Annotated in this window: 13 protein-coding genes and 3 pseudogenes; 10 read left to right on the plus strand and 6 right to left on the minus strand. The window is 68.2% G+C overall.

Annotation, left to right across the window (positions count from 1 at the left end; translation table 11 throughout):
- The first annotated feature begins 211 nt into the window (after positions 1-211).
- The 5 genes and pseudogenes from ACFVYR_RS36665 to ACFVYR_RS36685 all read left to right on the plus strand — a co-directional run bounded on the left by ACFVYR_RS36665 (position 212) and on the right by ACFVYR_RS36685 (position 4,739).
- Complete coding sequence (locus ACFVYR_RS36665) at positions 212-1,780, plus strand: glycosyltransferase family 39 protein (RefSeq protein ID WP_384262567.1); 1,569 nt, start codon at positions 212-214, stop codon at positions 1,778-1,780.
- A 687-nt stretch (positions 1,781-2,467) separates the two neighbouring features.
- Entirely contained in the window at positions 2,468-3,406 is a 939-nt protein-coding gene (locus ACFVYR_RS36670) for a DUF6192 family protein (RefSeq protein ID WP_384262565.1), read from the plus strand.
- Positions 3,407-3,408: 2 nt separating this feature from the next.
- Positions 3,409-3,822 carry a hypothetical protein gene (locus ACFVYR_RS36675; protein WP_384262562.1) on the plus strand — a complete coding sequence of 138 codons (414 nt, stop codon included), beginning with the start codon at positions 3,409-3,411 and terminating at the stop codon, positions 3,820-3,822.
- A gap of 39 nt (positions 3,823-3,861) precedes the next feature.
- Positions 3,862-3,960 (plus strand): annotated as a pseudogene (locus ACFVYR_RS36680) (IS5/IS1182 family transposase); the annotation flags it as partial.
- A gap of 41 nt (positions 3,961-4,001) precedes the next feature.
- The gene (locus ACFVYR_RS36685; RefSeq protein ID WP_384262560.1) at positions 4,002-4,739 is read left to right on the plus strand and encodes an IS5 family transposase; all 738 of its coding nucleotides are present in this window, start codon (positions 4,002-4,004) and stop codon (positions 4,737-4,739) included.
- Positions 4,740-4,920: 181 nt separating this feature from the next.
- Here ACFVYR_RS36685 and ACFVYR_RS36690 read toward each other — a convergent pair whose 3' ends face one another.
- From ACFVYR_RS36690 to ACFVYR_RS36700, 3 genes are all read right to left on the minus strand, one after another.
- Positions 4,921-5,232: a hypothetical protein gene (locus tag ACFVYR_RS36690; RefSeq protein WP_384262557.1), complete on the minus strand. Its 312-nt coding sequence runs from the start codon at positions 5,230-5,232 to the stop codon at positions 4,921-4,923.
- 325 nt (positions 5,233-5,557) lie between these two features.
- On the minus strand, positions 5,558-7,486 hold the full coding sequence (locus ACFVYR_RS36695; protein WP_384262555.1) for an ATP-binding cassette domain-containing protein: 1,929 nt from the start codon (positions 7,484-7,486) through the stop codon (positions 5,558-5,560).
- On the minus strand, positions 7,483-8,373 hold the full coding sequence (locus ACFVYR_RS36700) for a phosphotransferase (RefSeq protein ID WP_389613845.1): 891 nt from the start codon (positions 8,371-8,373) through the stop codon (positions 7,483-7,485). Before ACFVYR_RS36700 ends, ACFVYR_RS36695 begins: the two co-directional genes overlap by 4 nt.
- A gap of 805 nt (positions 8,374-9,178) precedes the next feature.
- Between ACFVYR_RS36700 and ACFVYR_RS36705 the strand changes: the two genes are divergently transcribed.
- The 4 genes and pseudogenes from ACFVYR_RS36705 to ACFVYR_RS36720 all read left to right on the plus strand — a co-directional run bounded on the left by ACFVYR_RS36705 (position 9,179) and on the right by ACFVYR_RS36720 (position 12,554).
- Positions 9,179-9,535 carry a hypothetical protein gene (locus ACFVYR_RS36705; protein ID WP_384262604.1) on the plus strand — a complete coding sequence of 119 codons (357 nt, stop codon included), beginning with the start codon at positions 9,179-9,181 and terminating at the stop codon, positions 9,533-9,535.
- Positions 9,460-10,968 (plus strand): NUDIX domain-containing protein, encoded by a 1,509-nt coding sequence (locus tag ACFVYR_RS36710; protein ID WP_389613850.1) that lies wholly within the window; start codon positions 9,460-9,462, stop codon positions 10,966-10,968. The genes ACFVYR_RS36705 and ACFVYR_RS36710 overlap by 76 nt, the downstream gene beginning before the upstream one ends.
- A gap of 64 nt (positions 10,969-11,032) precedes the next feature.
- Positions 11,033-11,468 (plus strand): annotated as a pseudogene (locus ACFVYR_RS36715) (aminoglycoside phosphotransferase family protein); the annotation flags it as partial.
- Between the two features lie 327 nt (positions 11,469-11,795).
- Positions 11,796-12,554, plus strand: a complete 759-nt coding sequence (locus ACFVYR_RS36720; protein WP_389613853.1) for a class I SAM-dependent methyltransferase — start codon at positions 11,796-11,798, stop codon at positions 12,552-12,554.
- Positions 12,555-13,097: 543 nt separating this feature from the next.
- Here ACFVYR_RS36720 and ACFVYR_RS36725 read toward each other — a convergent pair.
- Both ACFVYR_RS36725 and ACFVYR_RS36730 read right to left on the minus strand, forming a co-directional pair.
- Complete coding sequence (locus tag ACFVYR_RS36725; protein ID WP_384262549.1) at positions 13,098-14,015, minus strand: cupin domain-containing protein; 918 nt, start codon at positions 14,013-14,015, stop codon at positions 13,098-13,100.
- 70 nt (positions 14,016-14,085) lie between these two features.
- Positions 14,086-14,994, minus strand: a complete 909-nt coding sequence (locus ACFVYR_RS36730; RefSeq protein ID WP_384262547.1) for a zinc-binding dehydrogenase — start codon at positions 14,992-14,994, stop codon at positions 14,086-14,088.
- 782 nt (positions 14,995-15,776) lie between these two features.
- Between ACFVYR_RS36730 and ACFVYR_RS36735 the strand changes: the two genes are divergently transcribed.
- Positions 15,777-16,268 carry a WD40 repeat domain-containing protein gene (locus tag ACFVYR_RS36735; protein ID WP_384262544.1) on the plus strand — a complete coding sequence of 164 codons (492 nt, stop codon included), beginning with the start codon at positions 15,777-15,779 and terminating at the stop codon, positions 16,266-16,268.
- A gap of 40 nt (positions 16,269-16,308) precedes the next feature.
- On the opposite strand, the pseudogene ACFVYR_RS36740 reads toward ACFVYR_RS36735, so the two are convergent.
- Positions 16,309-16,695: pseudogene (locus ACFVYR_RS36740) on the minus strand (hypothetical protein); the annotation flags it as partial.
- Positions 16,696-16,920 lie beyond the last annotated feature (225 nt).

Raw genomic sequence — 16,920 nt, forward strand, 5'->3', positions numbered from 1 at the left:
CCCCGCACCAGGCCGAACGGAGAACTACCACCTGCAACCCGTGTGAATAGCCGCGGACCCGCTCAGAGCTGGTGGTCTTGCGTTCCCGGTCGGTACTCAAGGACTACATCCAGCGGCCGAATCCGTGCCCCTTGCAGCTCCCACGATGGACACCCTGAGTCGTCACCGCAGGTGACGCCCCTGATCCCTCCCGACGCCTAGCGTGCTGCAGGTGATCAGGATCGCCCGGCGGATGCCTGGCGATCCACTCACCACCTCCGTCACGCCGAGCCGGGATACTGCCATGCCCAAAACAATCAGCGACGCTGCCGCTCCGGCAGCACTCGCCCTTCTCCATGGTCTGTGGGGGATCCGGCGCGAGGACAGCATGTGGCGCGACGAGGCGGCGACATGGCAGGTGGCCCACAGAACCGTCCCCGAAATCTGGCACATGCTGGACCGGATCGATGTCGTCCACGGGCTCTACTACCTGTTCATGCACGGTATGTTCACCGTCTTCGGAGACAACCTCGGCACCCTACGGATGCCCTCCGTTATGGCAATGGCGGGTGCCGCCGCTCTCGTTACGCTTCTGGGTGCCCGACTGGCCGACAGGTGGACGGGGCTTGCTGCGGGCTTCGCCCTCTCTCTGATCCCAGCGGTACAGCAGTATGCGCAGGAAGGGCGTTCGTATGCTCTGGTCGTGGCCTGTGTGGCCTTGGCCAGTTGGCTGCTGGTTGTCGCGGTCGAGAGACCCGGTGTTGGACACTGGACCGCGTACAGTGCGGCGGTGTTGACGGGAGCCCTGCTCAACTGGTTCTCACTTCTGGTGCTGTTCGCCCACGCGGTGACGGTTGCCCTGGCTCGCCTGCCCAGAGCAACCCTCCTGCGATGGGCAGTCGCCTCGTCCACCGCCGTGATCGCCACGCTGCCCCTCATCCTGGCGAGCACGGCACAGTCGGGGCAGGTCGCCTGGATCCCGCCGATCAGCCAGAGCACGTTCCTCGGCCTGCTCCTCACACTGCTCGTGGGCGCGCTCTGCGCATGGCTCGCACGCTCAAGAGGGAACCAGCGCACGCCCTCCGATGCCAGGCTCTCGCTCACCGCGATCGCCCTGCCCTTGCTCGCACTTCCGCAACTCGTGCTGCTCGCCGTCTCCCTCGTCCACCCCCTATACCTGACCCGCTACGTCCTGTTCAGCCACCTCGGGCTCGCCCTCCTCATCGGCGCAGCGTGCCGGACGCTTGCTTGCCACCCGCGTACACCGCCTCACTGGCTGATCCCCACGGTCATGGCCCTCATCTTTCTCGCACTGCTTCCCGTCGAAATGTCGCTGCGGTCCGCGGCCGGCCGAGTCGACGATGTACTGTCCACAGCCGAAGACGTCGCTGCGGTCCGCGAAACAGGCGACGTGGTGCTGTACATCCCCGCTGCACGCCGTGACACCGCACTTGTCTCACCCACAGATTTCACCGGAATCGAAGATCTGGCACTACTCCGCAACCCGCTGGAGTCCGGAACCTTGAACGGCACGGAAGGCACCCCGCAACAAATATCGGACTCTATGATGGCCGCACGCCGCATCGTCGTCGTCAGCGACAGCAGCGCACCATCCATCACCACTGATCGCGACCGGGCCAAACAGCGCATCCTGCAGGCGCACTTCGTCCGCTGCTCTGAAACCGACGAACGCGGCCGCCGGGTTACGGTCTACCAGCGCCGCCACACTCGGCTCGCTGCACTCGGACAGCGCGCTGTTGCACCTTCGCCTCCCCGGAAAATGAGACTCTGCTCATCGTGATCCCTCCCAGGTCAGTTCTGTCCTTGGCACATAGCGCCGAGCAGCTGCCAGCCGCTGTCGTCGGGGCGGCAGTAGTGAAGCGGCCCAGCACGGCCGAGACTTGCGCTTGATATAGCGAAGGCCGAGCGATGTACACGGTCCGAACGGCGTGGACTCACCTCGGGTCGTGCGACAGGGGCAGCCGAACCCGCATCCATAAGGTAAGCAGAACCGGCTCGGGAGACGTGTTCCCGGATTGCCTCCTGCAAGATTGTGCGAACCCGCGCGCTTCGGCGTGGGACATCCTGGCCCGCCCTGAACTCGGGGATGTCCGACCCCGCCCCTACCTGGAATGCCGGGCCTTGCTGCTGGAGGTGCTACAGCACGTGGGGCCGCCGATGCGGGCGGTCCTGGCGACGGACGACCGCGAGACCGCGATGCTCTGGTACGAGGCGTCGAGCTCAGAAGCCGTGTCACATCTACCGAGAGTGACGGAAGTTGAGGCGTCGGTCAGGTTCGGTCGCTGAGGTGACAGGTGCAGGCTGAGCTGACTGTCAAGAAGGCTGATCATGCGTCCAGTAGGGCGTTCACCAGTCGCTGCTGATGATCTGGCTTGGCGGGAGCGGACTGTGCCAGTAATGGCAGGGCGGAGCCCGTGTCGTCGGCGATGTGCCGCATCTTCGTCCCGCCGGTGGGTGGTGATCCGCCGTGACCGTGATCGGGAACGTTGCAGGGAGCCGCTACCACGAGCTGGTGGCCTCCTCGCTCCGCCAAGTTGAAGTCCACTCCAGCGCCCAATGGGCCCTGGGAGATGCCGCACTGGAGATCGAACCGCTGCGCGGGTGGGGTGGTCATCTGTGGGTCCCCGAACAGGGACAGCGCGTGGAGGAAGTGCTGAAGTTCTTCGCGGAAGACGTGGGCCTGTCGGCGGCGACGGTGCGGACTTATCGCTGGGTGGCCGCGAAATGGCCTGCCGAGCGTCGGATTGCCGGGGTCTCCTGGGAGGTCCACAAGATCCTGGCCTCGGCGGAGGACTCGTTCGAGGTGATCGCACATCCGCCGTTGAATGAGCGCACCGGGCGCCGGGCCTGGGACGGCGACGCCGCGAAGCGCGCGGTGGGCTGGAAGACCTCCGCACTGGTCACTGTGCAGGAGAAGGTCGAAGCCGTCGCCGACCTGGTCCAGGACGAGGCGGTGGCCTGCCAAGTCGTGGCTGCCCTGCTCAAGCGCCGCGAGGTGGCCTTCGTGGCCATGCGGGACTCCGATGCCCGCTACATGGTCAATGAGATCCAGTTCGAGCAGGCTGACGAAGACGACGACTTCGACGAGGAGTTCCGTGACGTCCTGGCCCGCGACGGCGAAGGCGAAGATGAGGGCGAACGGTTCGACGACCCGGCCACGGTCGTGCGCGGGTGGCACCGGCAGATGGAGTTCGCCGATCTCATCGCCGTCTGCCAGGGCTTCATCGCCGGCGCTGCCCGGCTGGTGCCCAAGCTGCGCGGGCAGGAGTTCAACGAACGGCAGCATGCCCAGGTCGGGACCACGCTAAAGAAGCTGCGCGCTACGGCCGACTGGATCGAGACCGCGGTCAGCACGGGCCGCACCGATCTGGACGAGGCCCTCGCCCAGTTGCTGCGAGGCCAGTAGGCATGTCCGGGCGGGGAATGCCCGCCCACAACCACGGTGAGGCGGTACGCAAAGCACTGAGTGAGGCCCGGCCGGCGGGGGCCAGTCTGGCCCAGTTGTGCCGGTCGACCAAGCGCACGCCCTCCCAGGTCTGGGCCGGTATCAGGTTCCTGCGCAAGGTCGCCGCCAACGAAGGACTTCCGCCGGTGACGCACTCGCGCTCCGAAGGATTCCAGCTGTCGGAGGACCCAGAGGTCTGGCTGGCCTACGAGCGGGCGATCTTCACCACCGAATTACACCGGATCACCAACGTCATCACCGGGATCATCGCCCCGCACGCCAAGCGCGAGCCTACGGACGAGTGGGTCCGACTGGTCCTGCAACAGCTCGGAGGCGTCAAAGCCACCCTCGAAGTCCTCACCCGCATGGAACGATAGGACACCACTCACGTGCGAGAACACCGCTATCCGTCCGACATGAGCGACGCGGAGTGGGTACTCATCGAGCCCCTGCTCCCGCCGCCCTCCTGCACTCTGCCGACCGGCGGAAGGCCGGAGAAGTACGACCGGCGTTCTGTGTTCAACGCGATCCGCTACGTCAATCGGACTGGCTGTCAGTGGCAAGCGCGGTTCCCTTCGACTACGCCGTTCCGTGGCGCACGGTCTACCGGTGGTTTCAGAAGTGGCACGCCGCCGGCGTCACAGCCCGTATCTGCGCCGAGTTGCACGAACAGGTCCGCCTGCGGGAGGGCAAGAACCCACGGTCGGTGACCGTGGTGGTCGACTCCCAGACCATCAAGGCCGACGCCACCGTCTCGAAGTCGACGACGGGCTATGACGCCGGGAAAAAGGCGACGGGCAGGAAGCGCCACCTGGCCATGGACACACGCGGCCTGCCGGTGATGATGGTCACGCCTGCCAACGTCCACGACGCCCACGCAGCCCGCGACTTCCTCTTCCGCCTGCGCCTGACCCACCCCGAAGTCACCCTCGTCTGGGCCGATTCTGCCTACGGCGGTGAGCTAGTCACCTGGGCAAGGGACCGACTCCGGTTCACCCTCAAGACCGTCAACCGGCCCAAGACCAAAGGCTTCGTATTGCTGCCGAAGCGCTGGGTGGTCGAAAGATCCATTTCGTGGATCATGAGGTCCCGCCGAAACTGCCGCGACTACGAAACGCTTCCCCAACATGCTGAAGCGCACCTGGCTTGGAGCGTCATGGCCCTGATGTCCCGCCGCCTCACCAAGCCCGTGGCCGCCTGGCATGAGCCCAAGGCCCAGCCACCCCCACCGGCCTCACCCCTACGGGTCCGTCTCCAGCCCTGGACCGTCCGGCTCGCCCAGGCCCCCCTGTGACCGATCAGATCTGATCGTGAGATGCCGGACCGAGGTACTCAAGTCCGTGTCGTTGTCCATGCTCTGCGGACTGCTGCCATGGGGTGCCTCCCGAATCCGCTCGCACAGCCACTGCTGGCAATGCCCACAGACGCGGCACCTGACGCACGCGACAACAGCCCTCCGCGGTGCGGGCCATGCACTACTTCCTCCGAACGCTCTCGATCACGAGCGCAGCTCCGAGACATACCGCTGAAGCAGCCATCGAGCCGAAGAAGATACCTTCGAAGACCAAGCCGTTCGCGCCCTCGACGGTGCCGTCCTCGTGCGTACACGACTTCTCGAAGGGGAAGCGGGCCGTGTGCAGATCACCGCAGCGATTTTGCAGGTCCTCATTGAGCACAGTCGCATTGATAAAAGACAGCACCCACAGGAGAAAGAAGATCCCGGCGAAGGCGCAAACGGCTCCCCACAGCCGGTTCAACTGTGCATCATCTAAGCCGGCGCTCTTCACGCGCAGGATCGTACTGTGCGGCGCTGACGACGGCTCAAAAAATGCGCGAACCGGAACAGGGCTACAGAGCACGAAGCCTGACACGGGGTTGCCCAACGGAGCACCTGTTCCCGCTGCCTGGCCGGCCCTGATGACTCACAGCGAAGATGTGACACGGCTTCTAAAGGGTGTTGCAGAACGACCGAACGATCTTTCGCGACCGTTCCGCGGTGTCACTCAGATCGGCGAAAACGGGAGCAGAATCGGGCAGTTGACCTTGCGGTTGGTGGCCGGATCCGAACGTGATTGCCGTTCTGCAACACCCTTTAGAGCTGGGGGCCGCTGGTCAGCGGTCCTGGGCGAGGGCGTACAGTTCGCCGAGCAAACTCCCCTCGGTCGCGACGAGTTCAGCGAAGGATCCCTGCTCCCGGATGCGCCCCTGGTCGAGGACGATCACCCGGTCGGCCATCCGGACGTTGTCGAGGCGATGGGTGACCACCACGGTGATCCGGTCCGAGGCCATGGCCCGCAGCTCCCTGAAAATCTGGTGCTCTCCTCGGGCGTCCATCTCACTGGTCGGCTCGTCCAAGACGAGCACGGCCGGCTCCCTGTACATCGCTCGCGCGCAGGCCAACCTCTGCCACTGACCACCGGACAGCTCGTGTCCGCCCCACACTGATCGGGCGAGCAACGTTTCCAGCCCTTCGGGGAGCTCACGCAGGGCCGTGGTCATCCCAACTCGCTCGACTGCATCCCAGATCCGTTGATCGCCGTACTCGCGGGGCTGGCCGAGCGTGACGTTCTCGCGGGCCGCGAGCGGCCAATGTCCGTTCTTCTGCGGGACCAGACCGACGTGTTGCCACACCGTCTCCGCGTCGGCGGTTGCCAGGTCGGTTTCGTCCCAGAACGCTTTGCCGGACGTGGGGACCGTGAGGCCCGTGAGCATGCGAATTAGAGTGGATTTTCCGGCCCCATTTTCTCCGACGAGGGCAACGACTTCGCCGCGGTTGAGGGTGAGGGTGATCGGCTGTACGGACGGGGTCTCCTTGCTCGGGTAGGTGTAGGAGGCGCCTTCGAGGCGGATCTGCTGCGGGGGCTTGGCCCGCGCGGTGCCACGGGTTGTGGTCATGGCGCGGACCTCGTCGATGAAGTCGTAGTAGTCGGAGAGGTAGAGGCCGTGGTGGAACATGACCGTCGAGTAGCGGATGATCGAGTTCAGGGCGCGGCCGGCGGTCTGGGAGGCGACGATCGCGGTGCCTGCGATCGCGGTCGTCATGGCCCCGGCGAGGACCAGGCCCGCGAGCGAGGCCCACATGCCGAGGGTGAACAGGCCGCCGAGCGAGGCGGCCAGCAGCGTGATCCGCAGGTACGGGCGGGCCCCGGCGACCTCCCTCATCTCGACCCGGTCACACATGGACCGGTACCAGAAGTGCAGGTAGCCGCGCATGGTGTTGGCGCGGAGCTCGTCGGCGAGCTCGGCCGTGGTCAGCCACCAGCGCATCATGCCGCGGACATTGCGGGCGGAGATGGTCTGGTCGTGGACGCGGTAGTCGACCCGGGCGGCGATCACGCCGCCGAGTCCGCGGGGGACGACGGACAGCAGCAGCACGCCGAGGAGCAGGGGGTGCAAGGTGGTGAGCACCAGGGCCGCGGAGGCGAGCTGGATGAGCCCGTTGGTGAGGGTCTTGGCGTCATCGGCGAGGTCGACGGCGCGCAGCGCGCCGATCTCCGCCGCCTGGCTCCGGTCGCCGAACCCTTCCGCGTCGTAGGCGGCGAGTTCGGCACGCATGTGGAGATCCACGAGCTGCAGATCCGCTGCCGAGGCGATCTGCGGATTCAGGCGTCGGGTCGCCCAGTCCGCGAGGATCCACATGGACGCGCCGGTGGCCATCGCGGCGACGGCGACGGTCAGCGCTGGCCACGCATGGTCCAGGCCCTGGCGGGGGTCGTCGACCATCAGCTGCGGCAGGGCCTTCGCGACGGCCGTGAGCATCACCGCCGTGCCGATGCCGGACAGCAGCTGGCACACGACGATCGTCAGGGCCATGCGCCGGTCGACGCTCCAGGCCAGGCGGGCCGTCTGGGTCAGGGCCGCGGGGATGCGGCGGGCCATGTCCCACAAGGTGGCGTCGTCCATCGCCCGCCGGTGCTTGCGCCCGTTGTAGTCGAGCTCCGGGGGTGCCGAGGGCTGCGGAGCGCCCGTCCGCGCGGCCGGGAGGGACGCCGCCTCGTCACCGATAGTTGCTGCGTCGGCCCGGTTGTGCGGTGCGGTCATGCGAACACCCCCGCCATCAGCCGGTCCAGGGTGCGCTGTCCGCGTGCGGTGACATGAGGGTCGTCGAGCGTCGGACCCCAGACCAAACAGCTCACCGCGTCGATCGCCGCCAGGCACGTCAGGGCGTGTTGCTCCTCGACTGTGAGGTTGCGTCCGTAGCCCTGAAGGCACGCGGCGCGCAGGTCGGGCCGATCGGTCCAGGTGGAGCAGGCCATCAGTACGAAGTCCTGCACGGCGGTCGCGGCCCGGGACCTCTCGAAGTCGATCCATCCGGCTTGCTGCCGGGCGGTCGACCACATGAGGTTGCGGTCCCACGCGTCGCCGTGGATGTACGCGAGCGACAGCGGCGGCAAGTTCCGCAGCTCCTCGGCCAGCTGGCGCACGAGCTTGTGCTCCGGCGAGGTCAGCCGGTCCCCGGCCGCCGCCAGGTGCCCCTCGGCGCCGTCGGCTGCGGCCTGCAGAGCCTGCTCCGCCTCGGCCCGTCGAGAACCGGACAGATCACCGGCCGCGTGGAGGCGAGCCAGTAGGGCGCCGCCGTTGCGGTGCGCGCGGGCTTCCTCCACCGGCGAGAGCTGCAACTGCTTGAGCGGCCGTCCTGGGACGGCGGTCAGCAGCAGTGCCAGATGCTCCGCGCTGGCGGCGCGCAGCTGCGGCGCGCCGCCAGCGCCGAGGGCTGGTGCAGCACTTCGGAGTGCGAGCGTCTCGCGCTCGTACATCACGGCCTTGGGGGAGATCTTCAGGTAGAAGCGGGCCGCCTCGGGCAGGTCGAGCCGCCAGACGCGGGAGGTCTCGCGCGGATGGCTGACGTCCTTGGCGGCGGGACGGGCGCCGAGTTCGCGGCTGGCCCACGCGAGCAGGGCGGGGGGTGGAGTGGTCGGGTTGGTCATGCCCCCCACCCCGATGACGGTCGTGATGCTGCGGCGAACAGGGCGCGGCGGGCATCGACGGGCCGCCGATGCGCAAGAGTCTCGGCGGCCGCAGCAGGAGGGTTCTCAAGAGCAAGGTGAAGGGTGGCCAAGCGGACGGGATTCATGGTTTCTCCTCGGTTCGGAATGGGGAGCACCCGGACAACGGACCTGATTACAGGGCCGCTACGGGCGGCCGCGGGCGACGAGTCGAGTGAAGGTTCGAGGCCGGGACGCGGAGGGCAAGCGCCGTCTGCGTGGGCGCCTGCTCTCGCTTCGTTCGATTCACACGTACGGGGAAGGCGGCGGGCCGACAGCCCGAGCGGCGGATTGCATGACGCGTCGACAGCACCCGTCTCCTTCGGTGTGGTGTGGCTGTGCTCTGCGGACGGACCCTCGCCCACGCCACTGACAATCCGCGGCCACCAGTACCGTGATCCGGTCATCCCTGGCCTCCCCTGCCGCCGGCCGCCGGCCGCGAAACGAAGGGTTCTGACCTGGTGTGATGTCAGGAGAAAGGATTCTTGAACTCTTCGGCCCGGCCCGGAATCCGGCGCCCGCGAGAGTGGCGCGATCTGATGCGCGGCCGGGTGAGTACCCGGAGCGTTACGCCTCTGGACGGTCGCGACGGCGGCTAGCATCGGCACCTTCGACGTGGTCGGCACGCCCGGGTGGTGTTCTCGCGATCCGTGCCCGCGTCCACGGACTGGCCGCTACGTTCGAACGCGCCGTCTCCCCGCTGCACCCCCTGTGGGGCTGCGTCGCGCACGAGGTCACCAGGAGAGCCATGCCCATCCCCGCCCAGCACCTCCAGGACCTCGTCGCCGACTACCTGCGCAGGCACCGCGACGAGCAGCCGCTGCTTCAGCCGCTCGTGGACCGGCTCGCCGCTGGCGCCAACGTGACCGACAGGCGGGCGTTCGACGGCCACGTCACCACCTCGGGCGTCGTCATCAACGTTGCCGACGACGTCTGCTCATCCACCACCTCGCCTCAGGACGCCGCATCCAGCCCAGCGGTCACCCGGAGGACTCGGACCGCACGGTTCGGCAGGCCGCCCTGCGTGAGATCGTTGAAGAGACCGGCCTCACAGGGCTGGAGGCGTTCGGCGATGGCGCGCCCGTGCGCATCGACGTTCACCTGATCGAGGCCCGGCCGGACAAGGACGAGCCTGCCCACGTGCATTACGACGTCCGCTTCCTGCTCCGTGTCCGCGGACCGGTCGCCCTGACGCTGCAGGCCGAAGAGGTCGGCGCGGCGCAATGGTGCTCGCCCTCGGAAATCGGCGACCCCGTGCTGCGCGCCCGGGTCCTGGCGAGCCTGGGCCTGCCGCGCGAGGACCGCCCCGCGGACGAGGACCCGTACTGCGCCGTCGTCGTGATCACGGGCCCGGCACGCGGTGGCGTGCTGATGCACCTGCGCGACGGCAAACCGGGCATTTGGGCGCCGGGTACCTGGGCGCCGATGAGCGGCGGCGCCGAGCCCCACGACCCCGACCCGCACGCCACCGTGTGCCGGGAGCTGCGCGAGGAGACCGGCCTGGAGAACATCCGGCTGACACTCCTGTTCTCCACCCACACCAACGGCTATCCCCGCCACGTCTTCCACGGCGTCTGGGACGGCGACCCCGACACCCTGACCCTCACCGAAGGCCGGAAGCTCGCCTTCATCCCGCGTGACGACTTCGACCGGGTCCCGCTGCACCCGACCACCCGCCAGGACACCAATCGCGTCCTGGAGCTCTTCACGCCACGCCAACCTCCGTACAGCTACGGCACCTTGGCCCTGATCGCCAACCGGAGCGGACATCTCCTGATGTACCTGCGAGGCGACAGCCCGGGAACCTGCTGGCCGGACAGCTGGTCACCCAACGGCGGCAAGCCAGAGGCCTCCGATGCAGGCCCGCGCGGCACCATCGTGCGCGAGGTCCACGAAGAGGTCGGCCTCGACGAAGCCGCCGTGCACCTCGCGCACCTGTTCACCCACACCGCCGACGACGGGCACCTCACCTACGTCTTCCGCGGCACGTGGGACGGCGACCCCGACACCCTCACCCTCACCGAAGGCCGCGCGCTCGCCTTCGTCGACCCACGCCACCTCGGGGACCGCCCGATGAGCCCGCTCGCCCGGTACGCCGCCCTGCGCGGTCTCGCCGCCGAACTCGAAGACCAGGCCCACCGCGACGGCATCCACACCCTCGTCGCCGGCGGCCTGATCGTGCACGACGAGCGCCTCCTGGTCGTCCGCCGCAATCCGGACGACTACCTCGGCGGCACCTGGGAGACCTCGGCCGGTCGACTGGAGAGAGGCGAGTCGATCATCGACGCCCTCCATCGCGAGATCATGGAGGAGACCGGCCTCACCATCACCATCGACCGCTACGCGGGCCACTTCGATTACACCAACGCCCGCGGCCGCACCAGCCGTCAGTTCGTCTTCGCCTGCACGCCGCAAAAGCCGGGCCCGGTCACCTTGTCCGAGCACGATCGCCACCAGTGGGTGCGCGCCCTGGACGACCTCCCGCCGACCACCCCGGAACTCCGGTGCTTCCTGGAGCAGCAGTGGCCACGGCGGTGACCGGCCGACCGGTAGGAGCAGCGCACCGGCACGGCGCCGCGTACCCCGGCCGGACGGTGCGCTGGTGATCGTTCTTCCGGAGGCGTTCGTGCGGGTCACCGTGGATCGCGAAGGCCCGGCCGGCTCGGCATGGCTCGCCGCTCCCGGCCACGGTACGGGAGGTGACCGAGCGGTGGGACTGCACGGTGGACGGTGAACCGCTGTTCGGGGGTGTCGGGATCGTCGTCCCGGTGCTCCGTAAGGCGACCGAGCCTGCCGTGCTGAAGGTGTCCTTTCCTCATCCCGAGAACCGGTTCGAGCCGGACGCACTCACAGTCTGGGGCGGGCGCGGAGCGGTCCTGCTGCACGAGCGGGACGACGACCGGTACGCCATGCTCCTGGAGCGGGCAAACCCCACGACGCTGGCCCAGGCCGGGCACGGCGACGAGGTGGCGGCGATCGCGGGGAGCGTCAGCCGTCGCCTCGCCGTTTCCGCGCCCGCCGCACTGCCCCGGTGTAGGCCCTAAATCGGAATGCCCCATTCCGTGAGGGCGGTCTGCGTGTTCTCGGAGCGTCTCATCCAAGGGCCACGCCGATCGGTCTCGTGCTCTTGTCCCTTGGAGCGTCTCGTTGCCCGGTTCTGGGCTGGGCGGGGGAATCTCTCACCTCAGGCCTGTGGCTGTCAGGGCGCTTCAGGCGCATCCTGTGAAGTGCGCATAGTGGGCGCGCGTGGGTTCTGGCCGGCGAGGAGGAATGCATGGAGAGCGCGCCGAGCAGGACGGCGATGTTTGCGGCCGTGTCGCGTGGATTGTTTCGCCTGGAGACGGCGTCGCCGTGGGTACTGGATGATGTGCTGGCCCTGGTGCTTGTCGGCCCGCCCGGTATGGCGGGAGCTGCGAGACCGGTTCGATCCGCTGTTCCCCGGCCCGGTCCGTCGCGAGTCCCGCGCGGCTGTCTGCACCCGCAGCCGGTACGCCGAGGACCGGGTGGCTGCTGGCGCCTTCACGCAGTACGTGATTCTTGGCGCGGGGCTTGACTCGTTCGCGTGGCGGCAGCCGGATCTGCTCGGCTCGCTGACGGTGTTCGAGGTTGATCATCCTGCTTCCCAGGCCTGGAAGCTCGATCGGGTCAGGGTGCTCGGCCTGCCGCTCAGCGACTCGCAGGTGTTCGTGCCGGTTGATTTCGAGGCCGAACCGCTTCAGGACGTTCTGGGCGCGGCCGGGTTCGACTGGGCGCAGCCGGCGATGTTCTGCTGGACGGGTGTCGCTCCCTATCTGACGGCGCAGGCGATCGAGTCGACGTTGCGCACGATCGCGGCGGCTGCTCCCGGGTCTGAGGTGGTGTTCTCCTACCGGGCCGAGGACTGTGTGCTGGACGACGTGGGAACGGAATTCGCCCGGATCTACACGCCGATCGCGGCTTCTGCCGACGAGCCTCTTCAGCCCGGCTGGTCGGTAATCGAGATCGATAGGCTGATCAGCCGGTGCGGGCTAAAGGTCGTGGACCATCCCGCACGTGCAGACCTCCAGCAGCGGTACTTCGCCGGCCGTACCGATGGGCTGCGGCCCTATACCTTCGAGACCCTGGTGGCCGCGCGGGTCACCTGAGCGAACGAGCTCCGCGCTCATCAGGAGAGCGGCACGGGCCTGCCGTCTCGTAGACGCGCGACGGTCTTTGCCACGAGTCAATCCGCCAGCACGAACGAGAGCCCGGTGAGAACCTGACTGCCTCAACGCGACAAATTGCCAGCGTTTGTCTCACGTGGGTGTCCCATGGGCCGGACACGGGCCACCGGCAATGAGAAAGGGGCATCTGTCTTACGAACCTACACCCGGTGTAGGTTCCAAATTGGAATGTCCCATTCCGATGCGCCGACCTGGGATTTCTCGACCGTCTCGTTCGTGGGCCACGGCACTTCTGTCCCGCGATCTTGTCCTTTCAGGGTTGCCGTCCCGCTGCGGAAACCCGGGTCGGGCTGGCTGGCCTTCGCTCCCTGGCCGTTCATTAGGCAAGTGCGTTGTCGGGCAACGAGGCCTGCTTTCGGCCGTGGGACTGGTGGGCTCGCATGTTGAGGTGTCGCGTATTCCTCGTGCTGATGTGGGCACTGGGGGGACGGCACCCGACTGGTGCTGACCTCTCCCGAGCCCGGATCACTTGCGAAGCCGAGAACGGTACTCGCCCGGGGCCGTGCCTCGGGCACGTCTGAAGGCACGGCTGAAAGCGTGCGGAGAGCCGTATCCGACCGCGCCGGAGATCGACTCGACCGGCTCATCGGTATCGCGGAGCCGGACGGACGCCAGGTCGATGCGCCACTGCGTCACGTACGCGCCCGGCGTCTGTCCGAGGGCGGACCGGAAACGCCGGGACAGCGTCGCCCGGGAGACGCTCGTCGCGGCGGCCAGGGTCTGCGTGGTCCAAGGGTGTTCCGGTTGGGCGTGGACACATGCCAGAGCGTCGCGTACGACCGGATCACGCATCGCTCCCAGCCATGAGCCGGACGGCTCCTGCGGGTGGCGGGCCAGCCAGGCGCGTACGAACTGGACGAGCAGAAGGTCGACGATGCTGTTGATGGCGGCGGTGGTGCCGATCTGCGGCTGTGCGAGCTCGGCAGCGAGAAGCTCGACGGTCCTTCTGAGCTGCGCGTTCTCTCGGGCTGTGACGTGCATCGGCCGAGCGAGGGAGGTAAGCACCGGTGTGCGCACCTCCGGGTCCTGCTCATAGTGTAGGACGATCACTTCCGTCTGCACCGGCGCCGAGCCCAGCCGCAGGGCCCGGCCATCGCCAAAAGCCCGGGCCGCCGCCTCACGGTCGCAGGAACCCATCGTCACGTTGGCGCCGCCGGCTATCCCGTGTGCGGTGCCCGGCGACACCAGGACGGCGTCTCCGGCCTGCACCTGAAGAGGTTTCTCGCCTGTGACGTGGAGCCACATAGTGCCGCGGGACACTACGTGCAGTGCCGCTCCTGGATAGGAGTCCAGCCACAGGCCCCAGGTTCCTCCGGCCTTCAGCATGACCCCGAGCGCCCCACGCGCACCCGAAACACGCAAGACCTCCGCCAGCACATCCATGGGTCCATTCTCGTCCACCGCCGTGCACCGCCGCCAACGGCCGACGACGCATGTGTCCTCGTCCACAGCGTCAGGCCACGTCAAGAACGACTTTTCCGTGCACCTTCCGCGCAAACAGCGCCTGGACGGCGTCCTCCACGCCCTGCCAGTCGCCTCGCAGTCCGACCGGCGCCGAGAGCCTCCCGGCGGCCATCAGGCCCAGCAGGTCCGTCAGCTCCCCGCCGGTCGGCGTCATGTCGCCGTAGGTGGCGATGCTGCGGGGCTCACCGAAGCCGAACAAGGCCCCTGACGGGAACGTGGTTTCCTGCCCCGAGGAGTAACCGACCAGGTGGATGGTGCCGCCCTCGGCGAGGGAACTCCATGCCTGGGCCACCAGCGGCCCGCCGACCGTGTCCAGGACGATGTCGAACCGGTCCCCGGTCTCGGCCAGGTCGGTCAGGACCTTGTCGGCGCCGAGTTCGCGGAGTCCAGCGGCCCGCTCCGGCGAACCGACGAGTGCCGTCACCCGGGCGCCCGCCAGCGCCGCCAGTTGGACGGCGAAGTGCCCCACGCCCCCGCTGGCGCCGGTGATCAGCACGTCGCGCGCCAGCAGGGAACGCTTGCGCAGCACCCGGAATGCGGTGACCCCGGCGATCCCCAGCGCGGCGGCGTCGGCCAGGTCCACGCCCTTGGGGACGGTGCCGAGCGAGGCGGGGCTGACTGCCACCCGCTCCGCCCACGCGTGGGGAGCCATTCCCACGGCGACGCGCGTACCTTCGGGCGGCCCCGAGCCGTCGCATGCGGCGCGCACCACGATGCCGGCCGCGTCATGACCGTGCACAGCGCCGGCTGGCCACTGGTGCACGTAATTCAGCTCTCCGAAGTTGAGACCGATGTGCCGTATCTCCACCAGCGCCTCACCGGTGGACGGGACGGGCTCATCGACATCGGCGAACCGGATGGGCCCGGCCTCACTGTGATCGACCACAAGGGCGCGCATAGGGGGTGTGTTTCCTTCTCTCGTGGACGTGCCTGAACACTCGGCGCGGCAACAGATCGAGTGCGCAAATGCCGCACTGCCGCCTTCTTGGAACCCTTTCGCAGGACCGGGACAGCGACCAGCCCCGTGAGAATCAATCAGTTGACGATCTGTGTCAGTGCGGCTCACGGCGCGTCGAGCCCTGCACCCATCCGGTGGATGACGCTGTGACGGGCAGACATGCCCGGCAATATGATGATCTTGAGGTGTCAGCGCTTCCGCTTCCGTCGGGCGGCGGGGTCACGCTGGGCGACGTGCCGGGCGACCGCGTCAACGCCGGGGCAGGCATACCGCTCCAGGAGGGACGGAGGCGTGGCGGGAGCGGGCCAGGAGCATCGGGGTGGAGGTGCCGCCCCACGTGGGCAGCCGCGCGTTTGGCCAGCGCCTCCGGCAGCGCCGGATCGTCGATGACCGCGATGGGGACGGTAGGGGAGCACAATCGCCGATTCCGCCCCCATGAATCCGGGCAGTCTCCAAGCCCACCTGCGGGAGATCGGCGTCCCGCGACAGCGCGGCAGGACCTCCGCGATCCGCCAACTCGTCCTTCAGGGCCCCGGCTCCCGTCATCGCCAAGGCCCTCGGCTACCACGACAAAACCGCCACCCGCCTGGTCACCGAGGTCGGAGGCACCTGGGCCCGCCCCCCCCGGCGACCACACACGGTGACACCAGGCACGGCCTCAACGAGGAATACGCGACACCTCAACATGCGAACCCACCAGTCCCACGGCCGCCATTGCACACGTGCTGGCCCTCCTGGAGAGGACCCTCTCGGCCACTCGCCGCGCCACCAGAACGCTCACCGGCCACACCAGCGATCTCGCCACGGACGGGACCGGCGGTAGCGCAGCCTTGGCGGTGGCGTTCAGTCCGGACGGCGAGACACTGGCGATTATCTCCGCCGGCGATGTGACGTTGTGGGATGCAGCCACCGAGCGCACCTCCAACGTCGGAGAGTCCAGGGGCAGTGTCGCCGCGGTGGCCTTCAGCCTGAATGGCAAGACCCTGGCCATCGGTACCTACGGAGGGACAGTCATCTTGTTGGACTTCGCCACCACCCGCACCAGGGCCACCCTCAAGGGGCGTACCCGCGACGTAGTCGAGGTGGTGTTCAGCTCCGACGGAAAAACCCTGGCCACCTGTAGTTTGGACGGCACCGCCCCGCTATGGGACCTCGCCACCAGCCGCCGCGCCTTCACCTTCACGTTCCCTGACCTCACCCCCACTGCGTCGTGACGAGTGATCCCGATAGCGGGTCTGTACGGCCCCCTCTGCATCAGGCCAGCGAGTCGCCGCCGCAGGCGAAGAAGTCTCCGCCGCTCTGTGCCGATGCCCCGGCCAGCTCGGCCCACCACGCGCACAGGGCGGGCGGCAGCGCGGGTACGACGGACTGGTTGATGGCAGGGGAGCCGGGGAGCGGGAGCTCGGCCAGGGCCCGGCGGTCGGTCTTTCCCGAGGCGGTGCGGGGCAGCGCGGCATGCACGTGAATGACGGCCGGGACCGCGGCCGGTGGCAGGATGTGGGCCAGGTGCTGGCGCAGCTGCGGGCCCGCGTGCGGGTCGTCCGCCGCCACATGCAGCTCCAGCCGGGCCCGGCCGGGCGCGCCGTGCGGTGTCCGGGCGAGGAGCGCGGCTGCTCGGACACCGTCCAGGCGCAGTGCCGCGGACTCGACTTCCCCGGCTCCAGGCGGACACCGCCGAGGTTGAGCTGATCGTCACGGCGGCTCAGGAACACGTACTGGCCATCGGGCCGCTGCCGGACCCGGTCCCCGGTGCGGTAGACCCGCTGGCGGGCTAAGAGATCATCTCATTTGGATACACCGGTATTCTGTGGGTCATGGTGGGGATCGTTGAGCGGCTGGTGCCAGACGAGTTGTGGGAGTTGTTCC

It is taken from the genome of Streptomyces sp. NPDC058284 (assembly GCF_042881135.1).
GTDB lineage: Bacteria > Actinomycetota > Actinomycetes > Streptomycetales > Streptomycetaceae > Streptomyces.